The sequence below is a fragment of the Pseudomonas oplopanacis genome (genome assembly GCF_057128725.1).
In genome coordinates, this window is the sequence record NZ_JBSKHV010000013.1 from 162,631 (window position 1) to 186,913 (window position 24,283).

A 24,283-nucleotide genomic window follows, 5' to 3' on the forward strand; every position below is an offset into this window, starting at 1 on the left:
AGCAGTTTTGAAGCTGATGACCCCTTCGCGAGCAGGCTCGCTCCCACAGGGGTATGCATTCCAATGTGGGAGCGAGCCTGCTCGCGAAGAAGATAACGCGGTGCTTCAGACCGAAACACCGCGTCCTATCAAGGTTTAGCTATAGACACGGCCAAGGAGTTGCCGATGGCTTTCAAACTGATCGAGCACGTCACGGGTGATCTGATCCTGGGTGAAGCCCATCAAGTCGTAATCCTGGCTGCCGTTGTGCAGGTACACCTCGGCGCGGTAGTAGCGTGCGCGCGGTTCATCAGCACTTTCAGCCGAAGCCGCATCACTCGCCGCCGCCAGATAGCCGTCCAGGCTCACTTCGTAGACAAAAGGGTTGCCCTCTTCCATCTCGATCCGCACGCCCATGCAGCGTTTCGACTTGCCCAGCAACGTCTGCACATCCAGACCCTGACCACGCAATTGCACCGCCGCATCTTCCAGCGCCGGGCTGACTTGCTTGTCCATGAAACGCTGGACAATCGACTGGTTCGGTTGCAGGTCCAACTGAGTCAAACGCTCGCTGAAACCACGGCGACCGCGCGCAGCCAGCTCCGCTTGCTCCTGTTCGATCTGCACGTCCTGGCGCATGGCCTTGTGCAAGCCGAACATGAAGAACACCAGCACCACCGAGAACGGCAGACCGGCCAGCACCACCATGGTTTGCATGGCTTCGAAGTTACCGGCGAACAGCAGGCCGATGGTTACCAGGGTGATCACCGCCGACCAGAAAATCCGCAGCCAGTGCGGCGCATCTTCGTCGACATTGCCGCCCTTGCACGAAAGGTTGGCCATCATCACCGCGCCGGAATCTGCCGGGGTCAGGAACAGCACGAAACCGACAAAGATCGACACGCCGATCACAACCTTCGACGCCGGGTAATGCTCAAGCAACTGGTAGATCGCCATGGACGGCTGTTCGAGCGCCGTCTTCCCGAGCTCCACCGCCCCATGGTTCATCACCAGGTCCAGGGCCGAGTTACCGAAGATCGACAGCCACGCCAGAGTAAAGCCCAGCGGAATCAGCAGCACGCCGGCCACCAGTTCACGCACCGTTCGACCACGGGAAATACGCGCGATGAACATGCCCACGAATGGCGCCCAGGAAATCCACCAAGCCCAGTAGAACAGGGTCCACAGGCCCAACCAGCGGTCGGACTTCTCACTGTCGCCTTCGTACACATACAGGTCGAAGGTCTTCAGCACCACGCCGTTCAGGTAGTCACCTACGTTCTGCACAAAGCCGTTGAGCAGGTGCAGGGTCGGGCCGAACAGCAGGACGAAAATCAGCAGGCCGCTGAACAGCACAATGTTCAGGTTGGACAGACGGCGGATACCGTTTTCCACACCGGACACCGCGGCGATGGTCGCCACGGTGCTCATCACGATGATCACGATCAGCAGGTTGGTGTTGCTGTGTTCCATGCCGAACAGGTTTTCCAACCCGGACGACACCTGCAACGAACCAATCCCCAGGTTCGTCACCAGACCCAGCAGGGTCACGAACATGCCAAAGCCGTCCACCGCATGACCGGCCGCGCCTTTGACCCAACGCTCGCCCACCAGCGGATACAACGCCGAACGCAACGCCAGCGGCTGGTTGTGACGGTAGGCAAAGTAAGCCACGGCCAGACCGACCAATGCGTAGATCGCCCAGCCATGCAGGCCCCAGTGCAGGAACGTCAGCTGAACGGCCTGACGAGCGGCCATGTTGCTCGCGGCCACGCCTTCCGGCGGGTTGAAGTAGTGGTCCAGCGGCTCGGAGGCACCGAAGTACAGCAGCGAAATGCCGATACCCGACGAGAACAACATCCCCGCCCAGGCGCCGTAGCTGAAGTCCGGAGTGTCGTCCTTGCTGCCCAGCTTGAGCTTGCCGTAAGACGAAAACGCCAGGCCGACCACGAACACCAGGTAAGCGGCGATCACCACCATGTAGTACCAGCCGAAGCTGCGGGACAACCAGGCCTGGGCAATACCGAGCAATCTGCCGGCCTCTTGCGGGGCGATGATCAGAATGGCGGTCAACAACAGGATCAGCGCGGTAGAGGTGTAGAACACCCAACCGTTGACCGTCACCTTATCGGGTGGGGTCTTTATAAGAGAGGCAGAACTCATGGCACAGATGCTCCAGGCAGTGCGAGAGAAGAACACAAGGCAACGCGCTACCCGACCAATCGGTTAGTTGGCAGCCGACCGGCGGGTGATATAAAGACACCCCGAAAAAAGCCCGAAACCCCGGAAGCGCCAGTGCGCGTAGGTTTCGAGCATTTTCGGAAGTCGTTTTTTCCGCCACTGCGCGTAGGAAAAACCTGTAGGCAGCGACGATTTGTCGCAGATCTTATTCTTTGTTGATTGAACGTTCAATCAAAACAAAATAGACTGGCCCTCAATCCGGTAGCCGTTTGACGTCCACCGGAAGGCCTAAGGAGATGTGCAAGATGCCCAAGGTCGGTATGCAACCCATCCGCCGCCAGCAATTGATCGAAGCCACATTGCTGGCCGTCGATCAGGTCGGCATGGGGGACGCCAGCATTGCGCTGATCGCCCGTTTGGCCGGTGTCTCGAATGGCATCATCAGTCATTACTTTCAGGACAAGAACGGCCTGATCGCTGCCACGGCGCAGTACCTGATGAGTGTCCTCAGCGAGAACGTCACCGCACGCCGTCAGGCGCTGACAGATGAGAGCCCGCGGGCGCATCTGCAGGTGATCATCGAAGGCAACTTCGACGCCAGCCAGGTCAATGGCCCGGCAATGAAAACCTGGCTGGCCTTCTGGGCCACCAGCATGCACCACCCGTCTTTGCACAGGTTGCAGCGGATCAACGATCACCGTCTGTATTCCAACCTGTGCTGCCAGTTCCGCCGCGTATTGCCGCTCGATGATGCGCGCAGTGCAGCCCGTGGCCTGGCAGCGTTGATTGACGGTTTGTGGTTGCGCGGCGCGCTGTCGGGAGATGCTTTCGACACCGAGCAGGCGCACCGGATCGCTTACGAATACATGGATTTCCAACTGGCCAAGCGGGTGAGTTAGAGCACACACAGAACGCTCAACCCCCGAACCGCCACTGACCAGCGTGCCAGCGCAACACGGCACGCCCAGTGGTCAACGCCAACCACTTATGCACTTGCGAGGACTTTATGGCCCGTTTCGAACTGCAAAAACTCTACATCGATGGCGGCTACAGTGACGCCAGCAGCGACGCAACTTTCGAAGCCATCAACCCGGCTAACGGTGAAGTCCTCGCAAAAGTACAACGCGCGACAAAGGAAGACGTTGAACGCGCTGTCGTCAGCGCCGAAAAGGGCCAGAAAATCTGGGCCGCGATGACCGCCATGGAGCGTTCGCGCATCCTGCGTTGCGCCGTCGACATCCTGCGCGAGCGCAACGATGAACTGGCCGCCCTGGAAACCCTGGACACCGGCAAATCGTTCTCCGAAACCAAATACGTCGACATCGTCACCGGCGCTGACGTGCTGGAGTACTACGCAGGTCTGGTCCCGGCTATCGAAGGCGAGCAGATTCCGCTGCGCACCACCTCGTTCGTCTACACCCGTCGCGAGCCGCTGGGCGTCGTTGCCGGTATCGGCGCGTGGAACTACCCGATCCAGATCGCCCTGTGGAAATCCGCACCAGCCCTGGCGGCCGGTAACGCGATGATCTTCAAGCCTAGCGAAGTCACTTCCCTGACGACCCTGAAACTGGCCGAGATCTACACCGAAGCAGGCTTGCCAGCTGGCGTGTTCAACGTACTGACCGGCAGCGGCCGTGAAGTCGGCACCTGGTTGACCGAACACCCACGCATCGAAAAAATCTCCTTCACCGGCGGCACCGACACCGGCAAGAAGGTCATGGCCAGCGCTTCTGCCTCGTCGCTGAAAGACGTGACCATGGAACTGGGCGGCAAATCCCCGCTGATCATTTTCGACGACGCCGACCTCGATCGCGCCGCCGACACCGCGATGATGGCCAACTTCTACAGCTCCGGTCAGGTCTGCACCAACGGCACTCGCGTGTTCGTACCTAGCCACCTGAAGGCTGCGTTCGAAGCCAAGATCGTTGAACGCGTTGCACGCATCCGCGTCGGCAACCCGGAAGACGAGAACACCAACTTCGGTCCTCTGGTCAGCTTCGCCCACATGGAAAGCGTGCTGGGCTACATCGCCAAAGGTAAGGAAGAAGGCGCTCGCGTGCTGTGCGGCGGCGGTCGTCTGACCGACGGCGAATTCGCCAAAGGCGCATTCGTCGCTCCGACCGTGTTCACCGACTGCACCGACGAGATGACCATCGTGCGCGAAGAAATCTTCGGCCCGGTGATGAGCATCCTGACCTACGAAACCGAAGAAGAAGTGATCCGTCGTGCCAACGACACCGACTTCGGCCTGGCCGCTGGTGTTGTCACCAAGGACCTGAACCGCGCTCACCGCGTGATTCATCAACTGGAAGCCGGTATCTGCTGGATCAACGCCTGGGGCGAGTCCGACGCGAAGATGCCGGTCGGCGGTTACAAGCAGTCGGGTGTGGGCCGTGAGAACGGCATCAGCTCGCTGAACAACTTCACACGCATCAAATCGGTACAGGTCGAACTGGGCGATTACGCCTCGGTGTTCTAAGGCGGAATCTGCTTCGCCTGCGAGGCCGTCTTCGCGAGCAGGCTCGCTCCCACAGGTCATGCGCTGTCCTTGTGGGAGCGAGCCTGCTCGCGAATCGAGTGCGCAGCACTCGCCATGGCCTGACCTGACCAACTTCAAAGAGGGTGCATTCAATGTCCCAAGAATTCGATTACATCATCATCGGTGCCGGCTCGGCCGGTAACACCCTGGCGACCCGTCTGACTGAAGACGAAGGCGTCACCGTCCTGCTGCTCGAAGCCGGCGGCCCGGACTACCGTTTCGACTTCCGCACGCAAATGCCGGCCGCCCTCGCGTTCCCGCTGCAAGGCCGTCGCTACAATTGGGCGTACGAAACCGATCCAGAGCCACACATGGACGGTCGCCGGATGGAATGCGGTCGCGGCAAGGGCCTCGGTGGTTCCTCGCTGATCAACGGCATGTGCTACATCCGCGGCAACGCGATGGACTACGACAACTGGGCCAAGTTGCCAGGTCTGGAAGACTGGGATTACCTGAACTGCCTGCCGTATTTCCGCAAAGCCGAAACCCGCGACATCGGCCCGAACGATTACCACGGCGGCGAAGGTCCGGTCAGCGTGACCACGCCGAAAGCCGGCAACAACCCGCTGTTCCACGCCATGGTTGAAGCCGGCGTGCAAGCCGGTTACCCGCGCACCGAAGACCTCAACGGTTACCAGCAAGAAGGCTTCGGCCCAATGGACCGTACCGTGACGCCGAACGGCCGTCGCGCCAGCACCGCTCGCGGTTACCTGGACGTCGCCAAGAAGCGTTCGACCCTGACCATCGTCACCCACGCCCTGACCGACAAGATCCTGTTCGAAGGCAAGCGCGCGGTCGGCGTGCGTTACCTGATCGGTGCCGCTGAAGAGCGCGTTGAAGCCCGCGCCCGCAAAGAAGTGCTGCTGTGCTCCGGCGCCATCGCGTCGCCGCAGATCCTGCAACGCTCCGGTGTCGGCCCGGCCGAACTGCTGAACAAGCTCGACATCCCGGTGGTCCATGACCTGCCAGGCGTCGGCGAAAACCTGCAGGATCACCTTGAGCTGTACCTGCAATACGCCTGCACCCAACCGGTTTCGCTGTACCCGTCGCTGCTCTGGTACAACCAGCCGGCCATCGGTGCCGAATGGCTGTTCAACGGCACCGGCATCGGCGCCAGCAACCAGTTCGAAGCCGGCGGTTTCATCCGTACTCGTCCGGAATTCGATTGGCCGAACATCCAGTACCACTTCCTGCCGGTCGCGATTAACTACAACGGCAGCAACGGTGTGAAAGAGCACGGATTCCAGGCGCACATGGGTTCCATGCGTTCGCCAAGCCGTGGCCGTATTCAAGCGAAGTCGAAAGACCCGCGCGAATACCCGAGCATCCTCTTCAACTACATGGCCACCGAGCAGGACTGGCAGGAATTCCGCGACGGCATCCGCCTGACCCGTGAAATCATGCAACAGCCAGCGCTGGACGCTTTCCGTGGCCGTGAAATCAGCCCGGGCATCGACGTGCAAACCGATGAGCAGCTCGACAAGTTCATCCGCGAACACGCCGAAACCGCGTTCCACCCGTCCTGCTCGTGCAAGATGGGCACCGACGAAATGGCCGTGGTTGATGGCGAAGGCCGTGTGCACGGCATGCAAGGGCTGCGCGTGGTCGATGCCTCGATCATGCCGATCATCACCACTGGCAACCTGAACGCGCCAACAATCATGATCGCCGAGAAAATCGCCGACAAGATCCGTGGCCGCCAGCCGCTGCCGCGCAGCAAGGCCGCTTACTTTGTAGCCGGTGATGCTCCGGTGAAAGGCAAGCCGTTGCGGGATGTGAGCGCTACTGCTCAGTAAGACCGTTACACCGAGGCGCCGCCTTCGCGAGCAGGCTCGCTCCCACATTAGATTTGTGAACGACACAGATCCAATGTGGGAGCGAGCCTGCTCGCGAAGGGGCCCTACAAAACACCACACAACTCTCGGCATTCCTTTTCCTACACCGATCCAAGCTTGATCCTACCCCCCGCGCAGGCCTAATCTAGCGCCACGCAAACGTTTCACCTCCCCCTTCGCAACACCGCAACACCGCCACTCCATTCCAAGGAGGTTCCCGAATGTTCGATTTCCACCCCCAGCTCAAGCAGCGCTTCGCTGCCTTGCGCACGGGCGCTGAATTCTTTTCGCTGCGTTATGTACGCGAGTCCGGCCAATACCTGTCGGTGCGCAAGAATGTCGCCGAACCTCCAAGCCTGAGCCGTGATGAAGGTGCGATGCTGACCGTGCGCGTCAACGGCGTCGAAGCCTACGCCGCGACCAACGACCTGTCGCAACAAGGCCTGCAATCAGCGCTGGACCGCGCCGAACAGCAAGCCCGCCGACTCAAGCCCCACGCGCTGCTCGACCTGCGCGACCAAGCCGTCTCCAACGACCGCGCCGACTATTTTTCGCCCAACCTCGACCAGCCCTTCCCGTCCCTGAGCGATTGCTACCAACTGCTCGGTGCCGAATCCGCGTCCGTGCCCAAGGACGAGCGGCTGGTGAACTGGCAAGTGAGCATCGGCATCACCAACGTCGAGCAGATCTACCTCAACAGCGCCGGTGCCGAACTGCGCCAGGCCCAGCGTTTCGTCTACCCGGGCCTCGACGTCACGGCCTATGACGGCAGCGACAGCCAGACCCGCAGCCTCGGCCGCGAGAACTTCGGCCAGCAGGGCGGCGCAGATGTGATCAGCCGCTGTGGCCTGATCGGTGCCGGCCCGCAAGTCGCCGACCAGGCGCTGCAATTGCTGCTGGCGCCGAACACCCCGCAAGGCCCGCGCGACCTGCTGCTCATGCCCGACCAGATGATGCTGCAGATTCACGAATCCATCGGTCACCCGCTGGAACTGGACCGCATCTTGGGCGATGAACGCAATTACGCCGGCACCAGTTTCGTCAAGGCAGAAGACTTCGGCCACCTGCAATACGGCTCGAAACTGCTTAACGTGACGTTCGACCCGGACATCCCCGAGCAGCTCGCCAGCTACGGCCATGACGACGACGGCACCGCCGCGAGCAAGCAATTCCTGATCAAGGAAGGTGTGTTGCTGCGCCCGTTGGGCGGCGCGCTGTCGCAATTTCGCGCCGGTATGAATGGCGTCGCCAACAGCCGCGCCTGTGGTTGGAACCGCCCGCCGATCGACCGCATGGCCAACCTCAACATCGAGCCCGGCGATCAACCGCTGGCGCAACTGATCGGCAACATCGAGCACGGCATCATGATGTCGACCAACCGCTCGTGGTCCATCGACGATGCACGCAACAAGTTCCAGTTCGGTTGCGAATGGGCGCAGTTGATCGAAAACGGCGAACTCAAGGGCGTGGTCAAAAACCCGAACTACCGGGCGATTTCCGCACAGTTCTGGAAAAGCCTCAGCGCCGTCGGCGACGCCAACACCGTCAAGGTGCTGGGTACGCCGAACTGCGGCAAGGGTGAGCCGAACCAGGTGATTCGCGTCGGCCATGCGTCGCCAGCCTGCGTGTTCAGCAATGTGGATGTGTTTGGGGGAGACGCCTGATGAGTACTTCAAAAAATCAGGCCGATGGGTTCAAGGCCTTGGTTAATTGGCTGCGCGACGCCATTCGCGAGCCGGAACAATTCACCCTCAGCTACGCCGCCGAGTCGTCGGCCTTCGTGCGTTTCAATCACGCCAAGGTGCGCCAGGCCGGTCAGGTGCAGCAAGCGAGCATCGGCCTCAAGCTGATCGACGATGGCCGGCATGCCGACCTCGACATCACGCTGGCCGGCGACCCGGAAGTGGACGTGCAACGTCTGGCCGAAGGTCTGCAACAGTTGCGCGACACCCTGCCGTTGCTGCCGCCGGACCCGTACCTGCTGCTCAACCACAACGGCTGGCAGAGCAAGAACGTGCAGGATCATCCGCTGCCGGACACCGAGCAAGTGGTCGCCGAAATCACTCAGGCCGCCGAAGGGCTGGACCTGGTGGGTTTCTACGCGGCGGGCCCGATCAGTCGCGGTTTCGCCAGCTCCTCGGGCGCGTTCGGCTGGCATCAGGCCAACAGTTTCAACTTCGACTTCAGCCTGTTTCATGAAAATGGCCAAGCGGTGAAAGCCAGCTACGCCGGGCATGACTGGAGCAGCGAAGGATTTGCCAAACGCTTCGCCCTGGCGCGCGAGCAATTGGCGTATCTCGGTCGGCCATTGCGCACGCTGGCACCGGGTCAGTACCGCGCCTACCTTGCACCCGCAGCCCTTGAAGAAATCATGGGAATGCTCGGCTGGGGTGGATTTTCAGCACAGTCGATTGCCAGCAAGACCAGCCCGCTGCAAAAGCTGTATGCGGGGGACAGTGCGTTCAGCCCGCTGGTGTCCATTGATGAAAAAGTCAGTGGCTCGTTGAGCCCGGCATTCTCCGGCGAAGGTTATCCCCGCAGTGACCTGGGGCTGATCGTCGAAGGCAAGGCCGGCGCGCAAATGGTCAGTTCCCGCAGCGCGGCCGAGTACGGCTTGACCGCCAATGGAGCGGGCGGTGGTGAAATGCCGAGTGCATTGAACATGGCGGCCGGGAGGTTGCCTGAAGCCGAAATCCTCAAGCAATTGGGCACGGGGTTGTACATCAGTAACCTCTGGTACTTGAATTACTCCGACCAACCGGGGGCACGCATGACCGGCATGACGCGGTTTGCGACGTTCTGGGTCGAGAACGGCGAGATTCAGGCACCGGTGAGCACCATGCGCTTTGATGACAGCGCCTACAGCTTGTTGGGTTCGCAGTTGGAGGCGTTGACCGAGGAGCGCGAGTTGTTGCTGTCGGCGAGCACCTACAGTCAACGGGCGACGGCTTCGGCGTTGTTGCCTGGGGCATTAATCAACCGACTAACCCTTACGTTGTAAACACAAAACCCTGTGGCGAGGGAGCTTGCTCCCGCTGGGTCGCGAAGCGGCCCCAAACCGGTACATGCGGTTTACCAGTTAAACCGCATTCTCAGGATTTACGACTGCTTCGCAGCCGAGCGGGAGCGAGCTCCCTCGCCACAGAGTCAGTGCCAGCCATGACCTTGTATTAACTCCAACCCACAAGAGGTCCCATGCCCAACCGCCTGCCTCTCGACGCTGTCACCGCCCGCTGGGTGCCGTGGGTCGTCGCCATCGCGTTTTTCATGCAGTCCCTCGACGGCACCATCCTCAATACCGCCCTGCCGGCCATGGCCCGGGACCTGGCGGAAGATCCGTTGCGCATGCAGGGCGTGATCATCGCCTACATGCTCACCGTCGCCTTGCTGATCCCCGCCTCGGGCTGGATCGCCGACCGTTTCGGCACCAAGAAAATCTTCTTCGGCGCGATTCTTCTGTTCAGCCTCGGCTCGTTGCTCTGTGCCTTGTCGACCAGCCTGAGCCTGCTGATCGGCGCCCGGATCATTCAGGGCCTGGGCGGCGCGTTGATGTTGCCGGTCGGGCGTCTCGTGGTGCTGCGCGCCTACCCGCGTTCGGAACTGGTGCGGATCATGGGCTTCATCACCATCCCCGGCCTGCTCGGCCCCTTGATCGGCCCAACCATGGGCGGCTGGATGGTCGAGTACCTGACCTGGCACTGGATCTTCCTGATCAACCTGCCCGTCGGGCTCGTCGGCTGCTACGCCGTGTGGAAATTCATCCCCGACCTGCGCGGCACCGAGCGCACCCGTTTCGATAGCCTGGGGTTTGTGCTGTTCGGTGCGGCGATGATTCTGATCACCGTCGCCATGGAAGGCCTGGGCGAGCTGCACCTGCCCCACCTGCGCGTGATGCTGCTGCTGTTCGCCGGCTTGGCCTGCCTCGCGGCGTACTGGTTGCGCGCCGGGCATACTGAAAACCCGCTGTTCGCGCCGTCGCTGTTCAAGACCCGGACTTTCGCCGTGGGCATCCTCGGCAACCTGTTCGCCCGCCTCGGCAGCGGCGCCCTGCCCTTCCTCGTGCCGTTGCTGCTGCAAGTGGCGCTGGGTTATTCGCCGTCACAGGCGGGGATGAGCATGCTGCCGCTCGCCGCGGCGGCGATGATTGCCAAGTGGGTGGCGCGACCACTGATCGAACGCCTGGGCTATCGCATCGTACTGACCGGCAACACCCTCGCCCTGGGCATCATGCTCGCGAGCATGGGCCTGGTCAGCGAGCAGACGCCGTACTGGCTGCTGTTGTGCCTGCTGGCGATTCTCGGGGCGATCAACTCGCTGCAATTTACCGCGATGAACACCGTCACCCTGATCGACCTCGACGACGCCAGCGCCAGCAGCGGCAACAGCCTGCTGTCGGTGGTCGCGCAATTGTCCCTGAGCCTGGGCGTTGCCTGTGCCGGCGCGTTGCTCGGCGGTTTTACCGCCGAGATCGGCAACGATGGCGTGGAAACCGTGTTGGGCGCGTTCCAGCTGACGTTTGTCACCGTCGGAATCATGGCCATGCTGGCCGCCACGATCTTTTCGCAGCTCTCGAAGGAAGACGGACGGCGCATCAGGAGTCCGGAAGAACACATCGAGCCTTAGTTTCCAGACGATAAGTGCCTGCGCTCGGCGACTTCTCGTCTGGAAACTCCGGGCGAATGGCCCCGGGACTGATACACTGCGCGACATTTTGTTTTGCAGGCCAGTCCCGTGACCACCATCGCCACCGCTTTTAATACTTTGCCTCTGTCCGCCGCCATGCTGGCTAACCTCGACTCCCTCGGTTATGCCCAGATGACGCCGATCCAGGCGCAAAGCTTGCCGGTGATCCTCAAGGGGATGGACCTGATCGCCCAGGCCAAGACCGGCAGCGGCAAGACCGCCGCCTTCGGGATCGGCCTGCTGAACCCGATCAATCCGCGCTTCTTCGGTTGCCAGGCACTGGTCATCTGCCCCACTCGCGAGCTCGCGGACCAGGTTGCCAAGGAACTCCGTCGTCTGGCCCGTGCCGAAGACAACATCAAGATCCTGACCTTGTGCGGTGGCGTGTCCTTCGGCCCGCAGATCGGCTCGCTGGAACATGGCGCGCATATCATCGTCGGCACCCCGGGCCGCATTCAACAGCACCTGCGCAAGGGTTCGCTGATCCTCCATGGCCTGAACACGCTGATCCTCGACGAAGCCGACCGCATGCTCGACATGGGTTTCTACGACTCCATCGAAGAAATCATTGCCCAGACCCCGGAGCGTCGCCAGACCCTGTTGTTCTCGGCCACGTACCCGTCGGGCATCAAGCAACTCGCCGCGAAGTTCATGCGCAACCCTCAGATCGTGAAGGCCGAGGCGTTCCATGACGACACGCAGATCGAGCAGCGCTTCTACGAAATCTCCCCAGAAGAGCGCATGAGCGTCGTGACCAAGGTCCTGGGCCACTTCCGCCCGGCGTCCTGCGTTGCCTTCTGCTACACCAAGCAACAGGTTCAGGAAACCGTCGATCACCTGACCGCCAAAGGCATCTCCGCCGTCGGCCTGCATGGCGATCTGGAACAGCGTGACCGTGACCAGGTGCTGGCGATGTTCGCCAACCGCAGTACTTCGGTCCTGGTGGCCACCGATGTCGCCGCTCGCGGTCTGGACATCGACTCGCTGGACATGGTGATCAACGTCGAACTGGCCCGTGATTCGGAAATTCACATCCACCGTGTCGGCCGTACCGGCCGCGCTGGCGAGAAAGGCATTGCGATCAGCCTGGTTGCACCGCCCGAAGCGCAGCGCGCCCAAGCCATCGAACACCTCCAGCAGACGCCGTTGACTTGGGATCTGGTAGACAACCTGACGTCCCAGGGAGGTGGCCCGCTGCTGCCGGTCATGAGCACGTTGTGCATCGGCGCTGGCCGTAAAGACAAGGTTCGTCCGGGCGATATCCTCGGCGCACTGACCGGCGATGCCGGTATTCCGGGCGCCCAGGTCGGCAAGATCGCGATTTTCGATTTCCAGGCGTATGTGGCCGTGGAACGCGGGATCGCCAAGCAAGCCTTGCAGCGCCTGAACGACGGCAAGATCAAAGGCCGTTCGCTGCGCGTTCGTATCCTGTAAGAACAACGCATTTCCCCTGTGGGAGCGAGCCTGCTCGCGAATGCAATCTGTCAGTTGGCTTATAGGCTGACTGACACACCGCTTTCGCGAGCAGGCTCGCTCCCACAGTTAGTTTTGTGGTGACACACCAAGAGGACACCGTTTTGCGCTCTACCGAAGTCGTGATCATTGGCGCTGGCGCCGCAGGGTTGATGTGTGCGCTGACCGCCGCCGGGCGTGGGCGCAAGGTGATGTTGCTCGACCATGCGAACAAGGCCGGCAAGAAAATCCTGATGTCGGGCGGTGGCCGCTGCAATTTCACCAACATGTACACCGAACCTGGCAATTTCCTCTCGCAGAATGAACATTTCTGCAAATCCGCACTGGCGCGCTACACCCAGTGGGATTTCATCGGGATGGTCGCCAAGCACGGCGTGCCGTATCACGAGAAGAAGCTCGGGCAATTGTTCTGCGATAACAAATCCAGCGACATCCTCGAGATGCTGCTCAACGAGTGCGATCAGGTCGGCGTGAGCCTGCACCTGGACACCTCGATCCAGACCATCGAAAAACTCGCAAGCGGTTACCTGCTGGACACCACGATGGGCCAGATCACCTGCGAGTCTTTGGTGATCGCCACGGGTGGACTGTCGATTCCGACACTGGGCTCGACCGGTTTCGGTTATCAGGTTGCCAGGCAATTCGGTCATGAACTGCTGCCAACCCGCGCCGGCCTCGTGCCGTTCACCATCACCGATCAGTTGAAAGAGCTTTGCACCGAACTGTCCGGTACGTCGGTGGACTGTCTGGTGAGCTGCAACGAGCAGAGTTTCCGCGAGAACATTCTGTTCACTCACCGCGGCCTCAGCGGCCCGGCGATTTTGCAGATTTCTTCGTTCTGGGAATCCGGCGACACGGTCGAGATCAACCTGATGCCGGATCACAATGCGCATGAATGGCTGCAACAGCAGCAGGCCGAACGCCCGAACAGCGAACTGAAAACCCTGCTGGGGGAAATCTTCACCAAGAAGATGGCCAACCTGCTGGCGGACAACTGGTTCGTGTCCAAACCGATGAAGCAGTACACCCACGCGGAAATCGCCGACATCGCCGAAAAACTGGCGAGCTGGAAAGTGGTGCCGGCCGGTACCGAAGGCTATCGCACGGCGGAAGTGACCCTGGGCGGCGTCGACACCCACGAAGTGTCGTCCAAGACCATGGAATCGCTGAAAAGCCCTGGCCTGTACTTCATCGGCGAAGTGCTCGACGTGACCGGGCATCTGGGCGGCTTCAACTTCCAGTGGGCCTGGGCCTCCGGCTACGCCGCCGCGCAGTACGTCTGATCAATGGGTGTACACAAATAAAATGTGGGAGCGAGCCTGCTCGCGAAAGCGATAGTTCAGTCGATATGAATGGCGGCTGAAAGACCGCATTCGCGAGCAGGCTCGCTCCCACATTTGTAACCGCGCAAAGCTCAAGGGAACAGATTTTGCTGTCAGATGTGATCGACGCCATTGCGTCGGCGTCATTACTGGCTCAATTTAGCGTCATTGCCTCGGAAGGCCTTCGCACTTCATGTCATCGACTCCTCTCAGTCAGTCTCTGCGTCGCCTCTGGGCGCTGGATAAATTCAGCTACAGCGTGCGGGTGTTCATTGCCCTGACCGGCAGCATGGCGGTCTGTTGGTATCAGGATGAAATGGGCCTGCTGATCCCGTTGTTCCTGGGGATCATCGCCAGCGCCCTGGCCGAAACCGACGACAGTTGGCAGGGCCGCCTCAATGCGCTTGCCGTGACACTGGTGTGTTTCAGCGTCGCCGCGTTCTCCGTCGAACTGCTGTTCCCCTACCCTTACATCTTCATCGTCGCCCTGGCCCTCGCCAGCTTTGGCCTGACCATGCTCGGCGCCCTCGGCGAACGCTATGGCGCGATTGCCTCGGCGACGCTGATTCTGTCGGTCTACACCATGATCGGCGTGGACCAGCGCGGCGGCGCCGTCACCGATTTCTGGCACGAACCGGTGCTGCTGGTGGCCGGTGCGGCCTGGTACGGTTTGCTGTCGGTGCTGTGGCAGGCGATGTTTTCCAACCAGCCGGTGCAGCAAAGCCTGGCGCGGTTGTTCCGTGAGTTGGGTTTGTACCTGAAGCTGAAATCGTCGCTGTTCGAGCCAATCCGGCAGATGGACGTGGAAGCGCGGCGCCTGGAACTGGCCCAGCAGAACGGCCGTGTGGTGGCGGCGTTGAACGCGGCCAAGGAAATCATCCTGCACCGGGTTGGCAACGGACGGCCGGGCTCGAAAGTCAGTCGCTACCTGAAGCTGTACTTCCTCGCCCAGGACATCCACGAGCGCGCCAGTTCGTCGCATTACCCCTACAACGCACTCGCCGAGGCGTTTTTCCACAGCGACGTGCTGTTCCGCTGTCAGCGCCTGCTGCGTCAGCAAGGCAAGGCGTGTCGCGCCTTGGCCGAGTCGATCCAGATGCGTCAGCCGTTCATCTACGACGCAAGCTTCGCCGAAGCCTTGGGCGACCTGAATGCCTCCATCGAACACCTGCGCATCCAGAGCAATCCGGCCTGGCGCGGCCTGTTGCGCTCGCTGCGAGCACTCACGGCCAACCTCTCGACACTCGACCGTTTGCTCAGCGATGCCAGCAACCCGGACGCCCTGGCCGATGCCACCGACAGCAGCCTGCTCGACCGTTCGCCGCGCAGCCTTAAAGATGTGTGGATGCGCTTGCGCACGCAACTGACGCCGACATCGCTGCTGTTCCGCCATGCACTGCGTTTGCCCCTGGCGCTGAGCATCGGCTACGGCATGGTGCATTTGATTCACCCGTCCCAAGGCTACTGGATCATCCTGACCACGCTGTTCGTGTGCCAGCCAAATTACGGCGCGACCCGACGCAAACTCGGCCAGCGGATCATCGGCACGGCGATCGGCCTGACCCTGGCGTGGGCGCTGTTCGATCTGTTCCCGAATCCGTTGATCCAGTCGTGCTTCGCCATCGCCGCCGGCGTGGTGTTCTTTATCAACCGCACCACCCGCTACACCTTGGCCACGGCCGCGATCACCTTGATGGTGCTGTTCTGTTTCAACCAGGTCGGCGACGGCTACGGGCTGTTCCTGCCGCGACTGCTCGATACCTTGCTCGGCAGCCTTATCGCCGGGCTGGCGGTGTTCCTGTTCCTGCCGGACTGGCAGGGCCGACGCCTGAACAAAGTGCTGGCCAACACCCTGACCTGCAACAGCATTTACCTGCGCCAGATCATGCAGCAATACGCCGCCGGTAAAAGTGACGACCTGGCGTATCGCCTGGCTCGACGCAACGCGCACAACGCCGACGCGGCGCTGTCGACGACGCTGGCCAACATGCTCATGGAGCCTGGGCACTTCCGGAAAGAAGCGGATGTCGGGTTTCGTTTTCTGGTGCTGTCGCACACCTTGCTCAGCTATTTGTCCGGGCTGGGGGCGCACCGTGAAACGGCGCTACCGGCGGATGTACGCGAGCAATTGATCGAGGGTGCCGGCGTGAGCCTGGCGGCGAGCATCGATGAGATCGCCCAAGGCCTGGCGAGCAAAACGCCGGTGGCGATTCAGAGTGATGAGGAAGAAGCCCTGGCGAATTCTCTTGAACAGATGCCCGACGAGATCGATGAAGGGCAGCGGCTGGTGCAGACGCAGTTGGCGTTGATTTGTCGGCAACTAGGGCCGCTGCGGACCTTGGCGGCGCATTTGATCAAAGACACCAGCGAGACTTGAGATTTGCGGGGGCTGGGCAGGCCTCTTCGCGAGCAGGCTCGCTCCCACAGGGGATTTGTGTCACGCCATAGATCAATGTGGGAGCGAGCCTGCTCGCGAAGGGGCCATCAGCCCCACCTCACATCCCATGCTGCTTCATCAAACGCTCATAACTCCCATCAGCCTTCATCTCGGCAATCTCACGGTCAAACCCGGCGACGATCTGCTCATGCTGCGGATTCTTCAAACTGACCAATATATGCAGGCTGTTCTCGCTCAACGGTTTGGGCAGAAACTCCACCGCATTGCGCACTTTGGAGGATTCACGCGCCAGGTAATAACGGGCGACGTATTCATCTTCCAGCGTCAACTTGACCCGGTCCGCCGCCACCATGCGCACCGCCATCGAAAAGTTATGCACCGGGACTTTCTGCAGTGACGCGTCGTCATCGAATTCCGGCGAATAGGCGTAGCCGCGCACGATCGCAATCGGATAGGTGTGCAGTTGCTGCAAGTTGCTGTATTCGATCGGCGCATCTTTGCGCTTCAGAAAGCGCACACGATTCAGCAGGTATTCGCCGGAAAACTGGCCTAGCTTGGTCCGATCGTTGGTGTACCAGGCGTTGACCAGCACGTCATAACGCCCCTCGCCTACGCCCAACAACGCTCGGGCCCAGGGCACCTGCTCGAAATCACTGGCATAGCCTGCGCGTGCCAGCGCAGTCGTGACGATGTCCGTCGCCAATCCGCCATTGACCAGCGTCGCGTCGGTAAAGGGCGGCCAGGCGTCGGCAACCAGACGCAGCTTTTCCGCTGCCGCGCCTTGTGTCAGCAACAGCAACACGATCAAAGCGCAAGCTCGATGCAATCGCGGCATGCTAGAAAATCCTTAGCGGGCGGGTGGCCCGACGTGTTTTTCAGCCCAAACTCCAAGACCCGTGTACCGGCAGCCAGTACTCAACATTAGCTCATTGAAGCCATTGCACAGCGCGTCATCGAAGATTACACAAAGAAGACGGCACCGCGCGAAATGAATGATGGCATTTTGGCCTTTGTCACAGATTTCCCCGCCATAAAGACAATGATCCTCAGGACGCTTAGTATCGGAGCGACGATGTTCAAGGAAAGCGAAAATGACAATTGACTGGATCTGCAAACACCACAGCGATTTGGGCAAGGAACAGCTGTACGCCATTCTGCAACTGCGCGCAGAGGTGTTCGTCGTCGAGCAGAAATGCGTCTATCAAGACATCGATGGCCAGGACCTGGAAGGTGACACCTGCCATTTGATGGCATGGGACGAGAACCGACTGGTGGGTTACTTGCGATTGCTCGACCCGCAGTTGCAGGGCGGTGATGTGGTGATTGGCCGGGTGATCGTTGCCCCGGCAGCCCGCGGCGCCGGGATTGGGCATGAGCTGATGGCGCAGGCGTTGAAGCAGGCTGAGAAGCATTGGCCGGATATGCCGGTTTACCTGTCGGCGCAGGCGCATTTGCAGGGGTATTACGGGAAGTACGGGTTTGTGGTGGCGGGTGAGGAGTATGTCGAGGATGGCATTCCGCACATTGGAATGCGTCGCCCTTAAAGGCCTCTTCGCGAGCAGGCTCGCTCCCACATGGACTTCGCCGTACTTGTGGGAGCGAGCCTGCTCGCGAAGGCGTGAGCCTTGTCACCACATCAACTCAGGGGTACTCAAGTACCTCTTTTATCTGCCGCAAATTCCGCTCGATCCACCCCCGATCAATCGTCCCCCACTCACGAATCCGGTAACGCCCTGCATGATTGCGCGCGCCCTCTTCCTGCTCGAATTCGCAAATGATGTCCAGGTCCGCCAACGCCGCAATCGTGTCCTGCGCCGTGCGCCGGGGCATGCCGGTCACCTCGGTCAAGGCCGGGACGCTGCTCGCCAGCCCGCTGTCGATCAAGTACGCCACGTACAACCGACGGTAAAAACTGCTCTTGGTCTTGCTGACTTCCATTCAAACACTCCCGGCCGTTGATCCGTTATTGCATGTCCCGCCAGGTCAGGTACACCCGCAGGTCAAACTCCACTTGGTGATAGCCCGGCAGCATGTGTTCGCAGAGTTTGTAGAACGCCTTGTTATGATCCGACTCTTTAAAGTGCGCCAGTTCATGCACCACGATCATTTTCAGAAATTCGGAAGGTGCTTCCTTGAACAGCGAGGCCACCCGGATTTCTTTCTTGGACTTGAGCTTGCCGCCCTGCACCCGCGAGATCGTGGTGTGCAGGCCAAGGGCGCGATGCGTGAGGTCCAGACGGTTGTCGAACAGCACTTTGTCGATGGCCGGAGCATTGCGCAGGTATTCCTGCTTGAGATCCAGCGCATAGGTGTACAGCGCCTTGTCGCTCTGAACACCGTGCTTTTGCGGGTAGCGCTTGGTCAGGTATTCGCCCAGCCGATCGTCGGCGATCAACTGGCGCACTTGATCCTGCAATGCAGCGGGATAGGCCTGGAGGTATTTCAACGCGGTCATTGGGGCGGCAACACGAATCACGAAAAGGTCGCCAGTGTAGCGAATTCAACTGTTCAGTGCGCTCCAGTCGAACGGCCGCACAAAGTCGCCGACGTCCTCGGCCATCATCGGCCGCGCCACCAGAAAACCCTGCACGTACTCACAGCCATTCGCTTGCAGCCATTGGTACTGGGCAACGGTTTCCACCCCTTCGGCGATCACCAGCATTCCGTATTGCTTGCACAGGTCGATCACAGTGCGCACCAGCGCGGCATCCCTTGAGGACTCGGGCAGCCGGGCGATCACATGCCGGTCAAGCTTGAGCGTGTCTAACTCCAGGTCCCGCAGATGCGCCAGCGAACAGGGCCCGGAACCAAAGTCATCGAGTGCCACCCGCACCCCAAGATTACGCAGCAGACGCAGGGTCTTATGGGTTTCTTCCGGGTTTTGCATCAGCGCTTCTTCCGTCACCTCGACTTCCAGATGATGCGGTTGCAGACCATGGCGCTCCAGCACCTGGCGCAACTCGGTGACCAGATTGGGCATGCCGAATTGAGTGCTACTCAGACTGATGCCGAGCACCAGGTCCTCGGCAAACAGGGTTTCCCAGGCCTTGCGCTGCCCGGCGCCACGCTGGTAAATCCAGCTGCCCAGCCGACTGATCAGCCGCGCCTCTTCCAGCAACGGCAAAAACAGCCCCGGCGGGACGTCGCCGACACTCGGGTGCTGCCAGCGCAACAACGCCTCGAACCCACGGATCTGCCCGTTGGCGATGGACACTTGGGGTTGGTAGACCAAATTGAAATCACGGTTTTCGATGGCCGTGCGCACACTCTCTTCGAGCATCAGCCGCGAACGCGCCCGGCCATTCATCTCGTGATCGTAGAAACGATACTGCTGACGGCCCGCGCGCTTGGCTTCGTACATCGCAATGTCCGAGGCGCGCAACAATCCGTCGAGGTTGGCCCCACAATCCGGAAACGTCGCAATCCCGATGCTGGCGCCCAAGGTGATTTCCAGGCCATCAATCTGCTGACAGATCGATACCCGCTCGATGAGTTTTTCCGCAATCTTCGCCGCCTGCTCGGGAAACTCCAGGTCCAGCAGCGCCGTAAATTCATCGCCGCCCATGCGCGCCAGAATGTCGAACGACCGCAAGCAGGCCTTCAACTGCTCGGACACCCAACGCAGCACGCGGTCGCCGGCATCGTGGCCCAGGGAGTCATTGACCCGCTTGAAGCCGTCGAGGTCGAGGTACAGCAGCACCCAGACACTGTCGGCGCGTTCACCGCGCAGCAACAGGTTTTCAACGGTCTGGTAGAAGCCTCGACGATTGAGCAAACCGGTCAATGGATCGGTCACAGCCTGGAATTCCAGTTGCTGATGCAGGTGGCGCACCACCGACATGTCCAGCACCGTCACCACCATCGCGTGCTGTTCCGCGGGCAATGGCGCACATGACAGCGCCACCGGCACCTGCTGACCGGGCGCCGTACGCAACAGCGCGTCGTGCAGGCGCAAGGTCTCGCCGCGCTTGTAGCCGGTATAGATCTCGGATTCCAGCCAGACCGGGATGTGCGGCTTTTGCAGGAAATCCAGGAAATCCTTGCCTTGCAGCTCTTGCACCGTCGCATTCAGCAGCCGCGACATCGCCGGGTTGGCAAAACGGATCACCCCGTCCTCACTCACCACCAGAATGCCTTCGGCCGCGTTCTCCAGCACCGAAGCATTGAACGCGCGCGCGACTTCCAGGTCGTGGCTCAGGCGCTGCAACGAACGGCGATTGCGCTGGTGTTCCAGCAGGGCCTGGACTTTGGGCTTGAGAATTTGCGGGTCGAACGGCTTGAACAGGTAATCCACCGCGCCGCTGGCATAGCCCTTGATCACAGCGTCTGGGGATTGCTCGTTAGCGGTGAGGAAAATGATCGGTGTGAGGCGGGTCCGCTGGCTGCCGCGCATCAGGCGCGCGACTTCAAAACCGTCCATGCCCGGCATTTGCACATCGAGCAACACCAGGTCGACATCGTGTTCGAGCAAAAGGTTTAGCGCTTCAAAGCCGGAGGCAGCGGTCATCACCTGCCAGTCCTGGCGCTGGAGCAACGCGCGCATGCTGATCAGGTTTTCAGGGTAATCATCGACGATTAAAAGGATCGAGTTGCCTTCGGCTGGCGTGGGTTGCGCGCATTCCATGCTGCTTCTCTTGTTCGGGGACGTCAGGCCGGCTTCTCGTGAAAACCGGACAAATACTAACGCCACACTCTAGACCTGGATCCACAAAAGCAGAAGCCATCAGAGCGCCATCATTTAACTAACGCGTTCATTTGCCGACTAACGGTCGGTCCTGAGAGCCCCGAAAACCGGGAAAGATGGCCTTTCGACAGGACGTTGACGCCAAATCTCTGCCGGATGGGCATTAACAAAGTGGCCTCGTACGCTTATAAAGACCGCCCCCCGATGCGCGTGCCAGAGCTTCTGGCACGTGCGTGCAGTAAAAATTTGTGGAAGCTTTGTCTATGATCGATCTCGCAACCTGGAACCTCAGTGTTCCCGTTGGCAATCCGCCGTATACCGTTGATACCGCCAAACTGGTGAACGGCTTCAAGGACCAATACTTCCACTCCGACACCGGCACCTTGTTTTTCTGGGCACCGGTAACCGGTTCCAAAACGGCCAATGCAAAGTATCCCCGCACTGAACTTCGCGAAACCTACAGCAATGGCACCCTGAAAAACTGGCTCTACCCGGACGCCGACAACTTACTTCGTGCGACCCTCGCGGTGAACCAGGTGCCGAGTTCTGGAAAGATCGTTATTGGTCAGATCCATGCTTATGAAAGCCAGAAGCCGCTGGTGAAACTTGAGTATCAGTACAAGACCAGCACCGCCACCGGCAACATCGTTGCCAAAGTACGCATGCATCCGGATGACGGTGAAGGTCGGGTAATTACCATTGCCACCGGCGTGAAGATGGACCAGGAGTTTTCCTACCTCATCCACCTGAGCCCCGGCGGTGCGTTGGGCATCAGCGCGGCAGGCTATCAGTGGGACACCAACATCAGTGCGACGTGGCGCGACAAGCCGCTGTATTTCAAGGCCGGGGTTTACGTGCAAGACCACACCGGGTACACCAGCGAAGGCGGCAAAGTGACGTTCAGCAAGCTGGATATTGATCACGACAAGTAAAAACACCGCAGCCTCTGTAGCAGCTGTCGAGCAACGCGTAGGACGCCTCCGACTGTGGCGAGGGAGCTTGCTCCCGTGGGCTACGAAGTAGCCCCAAATCCTGCCACCAGATTCCCTCAGACACACCACACCCCGATTTACGGCGCCTGCGCCGCCGAACGGGAGCAAGCTCCCTCGCCACAATGACCGCATACACGTCCTACAGCCCGGTTGTGAATGCCGAAAATTGCTGCCTAAAGTTGGCCTGTCGCTGACATTGTTGGCGACAGGGTTTCGCAGCCCTTCCATACGGGTAACTCTCCTTCAAGATTCAAGGAAGATTTACTTATGACAATGAACAACCCGCCGCGCCGCTTCACTCCAATGTCCCAATTCGCCACCGACTGTCCCGTCCCGTCCCTCTCATCGACAGCGACGCCCCGCTACGCGAACTCCACAACTGCGTCAGCGAACGCCTCAACGCCGTCCTTAAGACTCACCCATCAAGTAACGCTGATACATGCCTTCCAGCGAGATCGGCTTGATCGCGCCCGACCGACAATCAAATGCTCCCCTTACCAACAGGTTTACGCCTCAGCCCCGACGCAACCGTGTCATTGCGCGCCGCCACCCGCCCCGCATCCCATTCACGCTGCATATCCGCAAACAGCTCTCCATCAACACGACTCCGATTAGCCGCCAACGCTTGAGTCATCGCCTCGGCAATTCGCTCAATGATCAAGGCCGGCCTATCCACCGCGCAGTGTTTTCGACCGAACTCAATCAATTGCTGACGATCCGGGTAGCTTTTCACTTTGTTCATCTTGATGGCCAAGGTACGGTCTACCAATGAGCGACCGGATTTGGGGTTGTAGTTTTCATAGACGGTCGTTGTCGTGACATCGAAGACCGGCGCCAATTGCACCGTTTCAGGCGCATCAGGATGAGTGTAAATCACCCCGAAATTCTTCAAGTGTGCGTCTCCGTTGCGCACCATGACCGACAGACAAACCGAAGAGTAAAAACGCTCCAGTTCACGTATCGGATCGCCATGTCGGCAGAGCTGGCCAATCACGGCGGCAAGGGTTTCGTAGCTTTGGGAGTACTTGTAGTTGTCATGGGGATCCTTGTGGAGCCCTAAAAGAACGGCCATGTCTTCAAAACCGAGCCGACCGGAAGTGGTCAGGTCGAATCGCTCCATCACGAACAGATCACCGTTTTCAGAAAGCCAGAATGGCGGCGTTTCGAGCCCTGCAAGACGAGCAGCTTCCAGGCAGAGAAACTCGTTTTGAGCGAGGTGCGCATACTCGTCTGCTCCCGACTTAACAATCAGGTCGGAGCTGAGCATGGTTTTTCGAGTGCCGGTGAGCTTATCCAGATCGGGCACTAATACCTTAGGCTGCACCCCCGAAATGCCCGACTCGAAGTAGGTGTCTACGAGAAACTCGAAAACACCTTGCGAGGCGTCCGCCGACAGAATTTCCTGTAGCCCGACCTGAGCACGAACGGACACGGGGGCGTCAGCAGGATTTTGATAACTGAGACGTCCGATCTGATTTCCCCCGATGACCGACAACAGGCGCATTTCATCCACTTGCATATGCTTGGCCATCCGGCGCTTGATCTGGTCCGCCAGAAACCCTTCTGGCACGTTCATATCGAATATTGGATGTAGTACGTTGCTGACCGAAGGCGTCGGGTCATAGGGCATGACCAGCGAGACTTCCCTAAGTGCATCGGCGGATTGGTAGGCAAACGAAAACTGTGACCCCTTGGACAGCTCGCCCGAAAAGCCCTGCGGTGTCATGACGTTGAGCAGCTTGACCTTACTCATCGTGTTCTACCAGATCAGCAAGGGATTTGAGGTCAATTCTGTTATCAACAATTTCAAGCGCCATGCCCAGCGCTGATAGCACCCTGAACACCGTGTAAAGCGCGACATTTTCACCGGCCTCAAGGTCAATGATGGTTTTACGGCTGCATTGTGCCCTGTGCGCGAGTATTGCCTGGCTATAGCCTTTGGCGCGTCGCAACTGGCGGACTCTTTCACCAAACACAGAGGGATTGTGCAAGAGCATGAATGTCACCCATATAGGACTTTTTTAGAGGATATTCTCATTATGTCCACTATAAGTGACATTTCAAGCGCCTTACGCCAGACGGTATCCAGGTCAAAAATTTCCGTCATAAAAAACCCGCCGATTCAGGCTGTGTGAAAACCTAGCAATCTGCGCAGCGCTCGAAGAAAATGCTCCGTATCGAAAGATACGGAGCATTT

Annotated in this window: 18 protein-coding genes and 1 pseudogene; 12 read left to right on the forward strand and 7 right to left on the reverse strand. The window is 59.9% G+C overall.

The genetic code is table 11. The features are described 5' to 3' along the window. Nucleotides 1-135: 135 nt before the first annotated feature. Nucleotides 136-2,085 (reverse strand): BCCT family transporter, encoded by a 1,950-nt coding sequence (locus ACWKV5_RS23390; RefSeq protein WP_483843183.1) that lies wholly within the window; start codon nt 2,083-2,085, stop codon nt 136-138. A 380-nt stretch (nt 2,086-2,465) separates the two neighbouring features. Here ACWKV5_RS23390 and betI point away from each other — a divergent pair, with 380 nt between their 5' ends. The 9 genes from betI to yccS all read left to right on the forward strand — a co-directional run bounded on the left by betI (nt 2,466) and on the right by yccS (nt 16,389). Then, nucleotides 2,466-3,059 carry a transcriptional regulator BetI gene (betI, locus tag ACWKV5_RS23395; protein ID WP_483843166.1) on the forward strand — a complete coding sequence of 198 codons (594 nt, stop codon included), beginning with the start codon at nt 2,466-2,468 and terminating at the stop codon, nt 3,057-3,059. A 107-nt stretch (nt 3,060-3,166) separates the two neighbouring features. Beyond that, nucleotides 3,167-4,639, forward strand: coding sequence for a betaine-aldehyde dehydrogenase (gene betB, locus ACWKV5_RS23400; RefSeq protein ID WP_483843167.1), 1,473 nt, complete (start codon nt 3,167-3,169; stop codon nt 4,637-4,639). A 152-nt stretch (nt 4,640-4,791) separates the two neighbouring features. Beyond that, the gene (gene betA, locus ACWKV5_RS23405; RefSeq protein ID WP_483843168.1) at nt 4,792-6,495 is read left to right on the forward strand and encodes a choline dehydrogenase; all 1,704 of its coding nucleotides are present in this window, start codon (nt 4,792-4,794) and stop codon (nt 6,493-6,495) included. Nucleotides 6,496-6,755: 260 nt separating this feature from the next. Continuing rightward, nucleotides 6,756-8,198 carry a TldD/PmbA family protein gene (locus ACWKV5_RS23410; RefSeq protein ID WP_483843169.1) on the forward strand — a complete coding sequence of 481 codons (1,443 nt, stop codon included), beginning with the start codon at nt 6,756-6,758 and terminating at the stop codon, nt 8,196-8,198. Next, a complete protein-coding gene (locus ACWKV5_RS23415) occupies nt 8,198-9,535 on the forward strand; it encodes a TldD/PmbA family protein (protein WP_483843170.1) in 1,338 nt (445 codons plus the stop codon). The genes ACWKV5_RS23410 and ACWKV5_RS23415 overlap by 1 nt, the downstream gene beginning before the upstream one ends. A 194-nt stretch (nt 9,536-9,729) precedes the next feature. Continuing rightward, nucleotides 9,730-11,157, forward strand: coding sequence for a multidrug transporter subunit MdtD (gene mdtD, locus ACWKV5_RS23420; RefSeq protein ID WP_483843171.1), 1,428 nt, complete (start codon nt 9,730-9,732; stop codon nt 11,155-11,157). A gap of 108 nt (nt 11,158-11,265) precedes the next feature. Beyond that, nucleotides 11,266-12,651 carry an ATP-dependent RNA helicase DbpA gene (gene dbpA, locus ACWKV5_RS23425; protein ID WP_483843172.1) on the forward strand — a complete coding sequence of 462 codons (1,386 nt, stop codon included), beginning with the start codon at nt 11,266-11,268 and terminating at the stop codon, nt 12,649-12,651. Between the two features lie 143 nt (nt 12,652-12,794). After that, nucleotides 12,795-13,973, forward strand: a complete 1,179-nt coding sequence (locus tag ACWKV5_RS23430; RefSeq protein ID WP_483843173.1) for a BaiN/RdsA family NAD(P)/FAD-dependent oxidoreductase — start codon at nt 12,795-12,797, stop codon at nt 13,971-13,973. Between the two features lie 232 nt (nt 13,974-14,205). Further along, nucleotides 14,206-16,389 carry a YccS family putative transporter gene (gene yccS, locus ACWKV5_RS23435; RefSeq protein WP_483843174.1) on the forward strand — a complete coding sequence of 728 codons (2,184 nt, stop codon included), beginning with the start codon at nt 14,206-14,208 and terminating at the stop codon, nt 16,387-16,389. A gap of 118 nt (nt 16,390-16,507) precedes the next feature. Here yccS and ACWKV5_RS23440 read toward each other — a convergent pair whose 3' ends face one another. Further along, on the reverse strand, nt 16,508-17,245 hold the full coding sequence (locus tag ACWKV5_RS23440; RefSeq protein ID WP_483843175.1) for a substrate-binding periplasmic protein: 738 nt from the start codon (nt 17,243-17,245) through the stop codon (nt 16,508-16,510). Nucleotides 17,246-17,501: 256 nt separating this feature from the next. On the opposite strand from ACWKV5_RS23440, the gene ACWKV5_RS23445 reads away from it, so the two are divergent. After that, the gene (locus ACWKV5_RS23445; RefSeq protein ID WP_483843176.1) at nt 17,502-17,954 is read left to right on the forward strand and encodes a GNAT family N-acetyltransferase; all 453 of its coding nucleotides are present in this window, start codon (nt 17,502-17,504) and stop codon (nt 17,952-17,954) included. Between the two features lie 97 nt (nt 17,955-18,051). Here ACWKV5_RS23445 and ACWKV5_RS23450 read toward each other — a convergent pair whose 3' ends face one another. From ACWKV5_RS23450 to ACWKV5_RS23460, 3 genes are read right to left on the reverse strand one after another with little or no spacing between them, the layout of a single operon-like run. Then, nucleotides 18,052-18,348 (reverse strand): winged helix-turn-helix domain-containing protein, encoded by a 297-nt coding sequence (locus ACWKV5_RS23450; protein WP_483843177.1) that lies wholly within the window; start codon nt 18,346-18,348, stop codon nt 18,052-18,054. Nucleotides 18,349-18,373: 25 nt separating this feature from the next. Then, nucleotides 18,374-18,865, reverse strand: a complete 492-nt coding sequence (locus ACWKV5_RS23455; protein ID WP_483843184.1) for a M48 metallopeptidase family protein — start codon at nt 18,863-18,865, stop codon at nt 18,374-18,376. Between the two features lie 45 nt (nt 18,866-18,910). Then, the gene (locus ACWKV5_RS23460) at nt 18,911-21,034 is read right to left on the reverse strand and encodes a putative bifunctional diguanylate cyclase/phosphodiesterase (protein WP_483843178.1); all 2,124 of its coding nucleotides are present in this window, start codon (nt 21,032-21,034) and stop codon (nt 18,911-18,913) included. Nucleotides 21,035-21,357: 323 nt separating this feature from the next. On the opposite strand from ACWKV5_RS23460, the gene ACWKV5_RS23465 reads away from it, so the two are divergent. Together ACWKV5_RS23465 and ACWKV5_RS23470 are read left to right on the forward strand one after the other, a co-directional pair. Next, nucleotides 21,358-22,026 (forward strand): polysaccharide lyase family 7 protein, encoded by a 669-nt coding sequence (locus ACWKV5_RS23465; RefSeq protein WP_483843179.1) that lies wholly within the window; start codon nt 21,358-21,360, stop codon nt 22,024-22,026. A 327-nt stretch (nt 22,027-22,353) separates the two neighbouring features. Continuing rightward, a pseudogene (locus ACWKV5_RS23470) lies at nt 22,354-22,499 on the forward strand (fructose-bisphosphate aldolase); the annotation flags it as partial. 68 nt (nt 22,500-22,567) lie between these two features. On the opposite strand, the gene ACWKV5_RS23475 reads toward ACWKV5_RS23470, so the two are convergent. Both ACWKV5_RS23475 and ACWKV5_RS23480 read right to left on the reverse strand, forming a co-directional pair. After that, a complete protein-coding gene (locus tag ACWKV5_RS23475; RefSeq protein WP_483843180.1) occupies nt 22,568-23,839 on the reverse strand; it encodes a type II toxin-antitoxin system HipA family toxin in 1,272 nt (423 codons plus the stop codon). Then, nucleotides 23,832-24,083: a helix-turn-helix transcriptional regulator gene (locus tag ACWKV5_RS23480; RefSeq protein WP_483843181.1), complete on the reverse strand. Its 252-nt coding sequence runs from the start codon at nt 24,081-24,083 to the stop codon at nt 23,832-23,834. Before ACWKV5_RS23480 ends, ACWKV5_RS23475 begins: the two co-directional genes overlap by 8 nt. Nucleotides 24,084-24,283 lie beyond the last annotated feature (200 nt).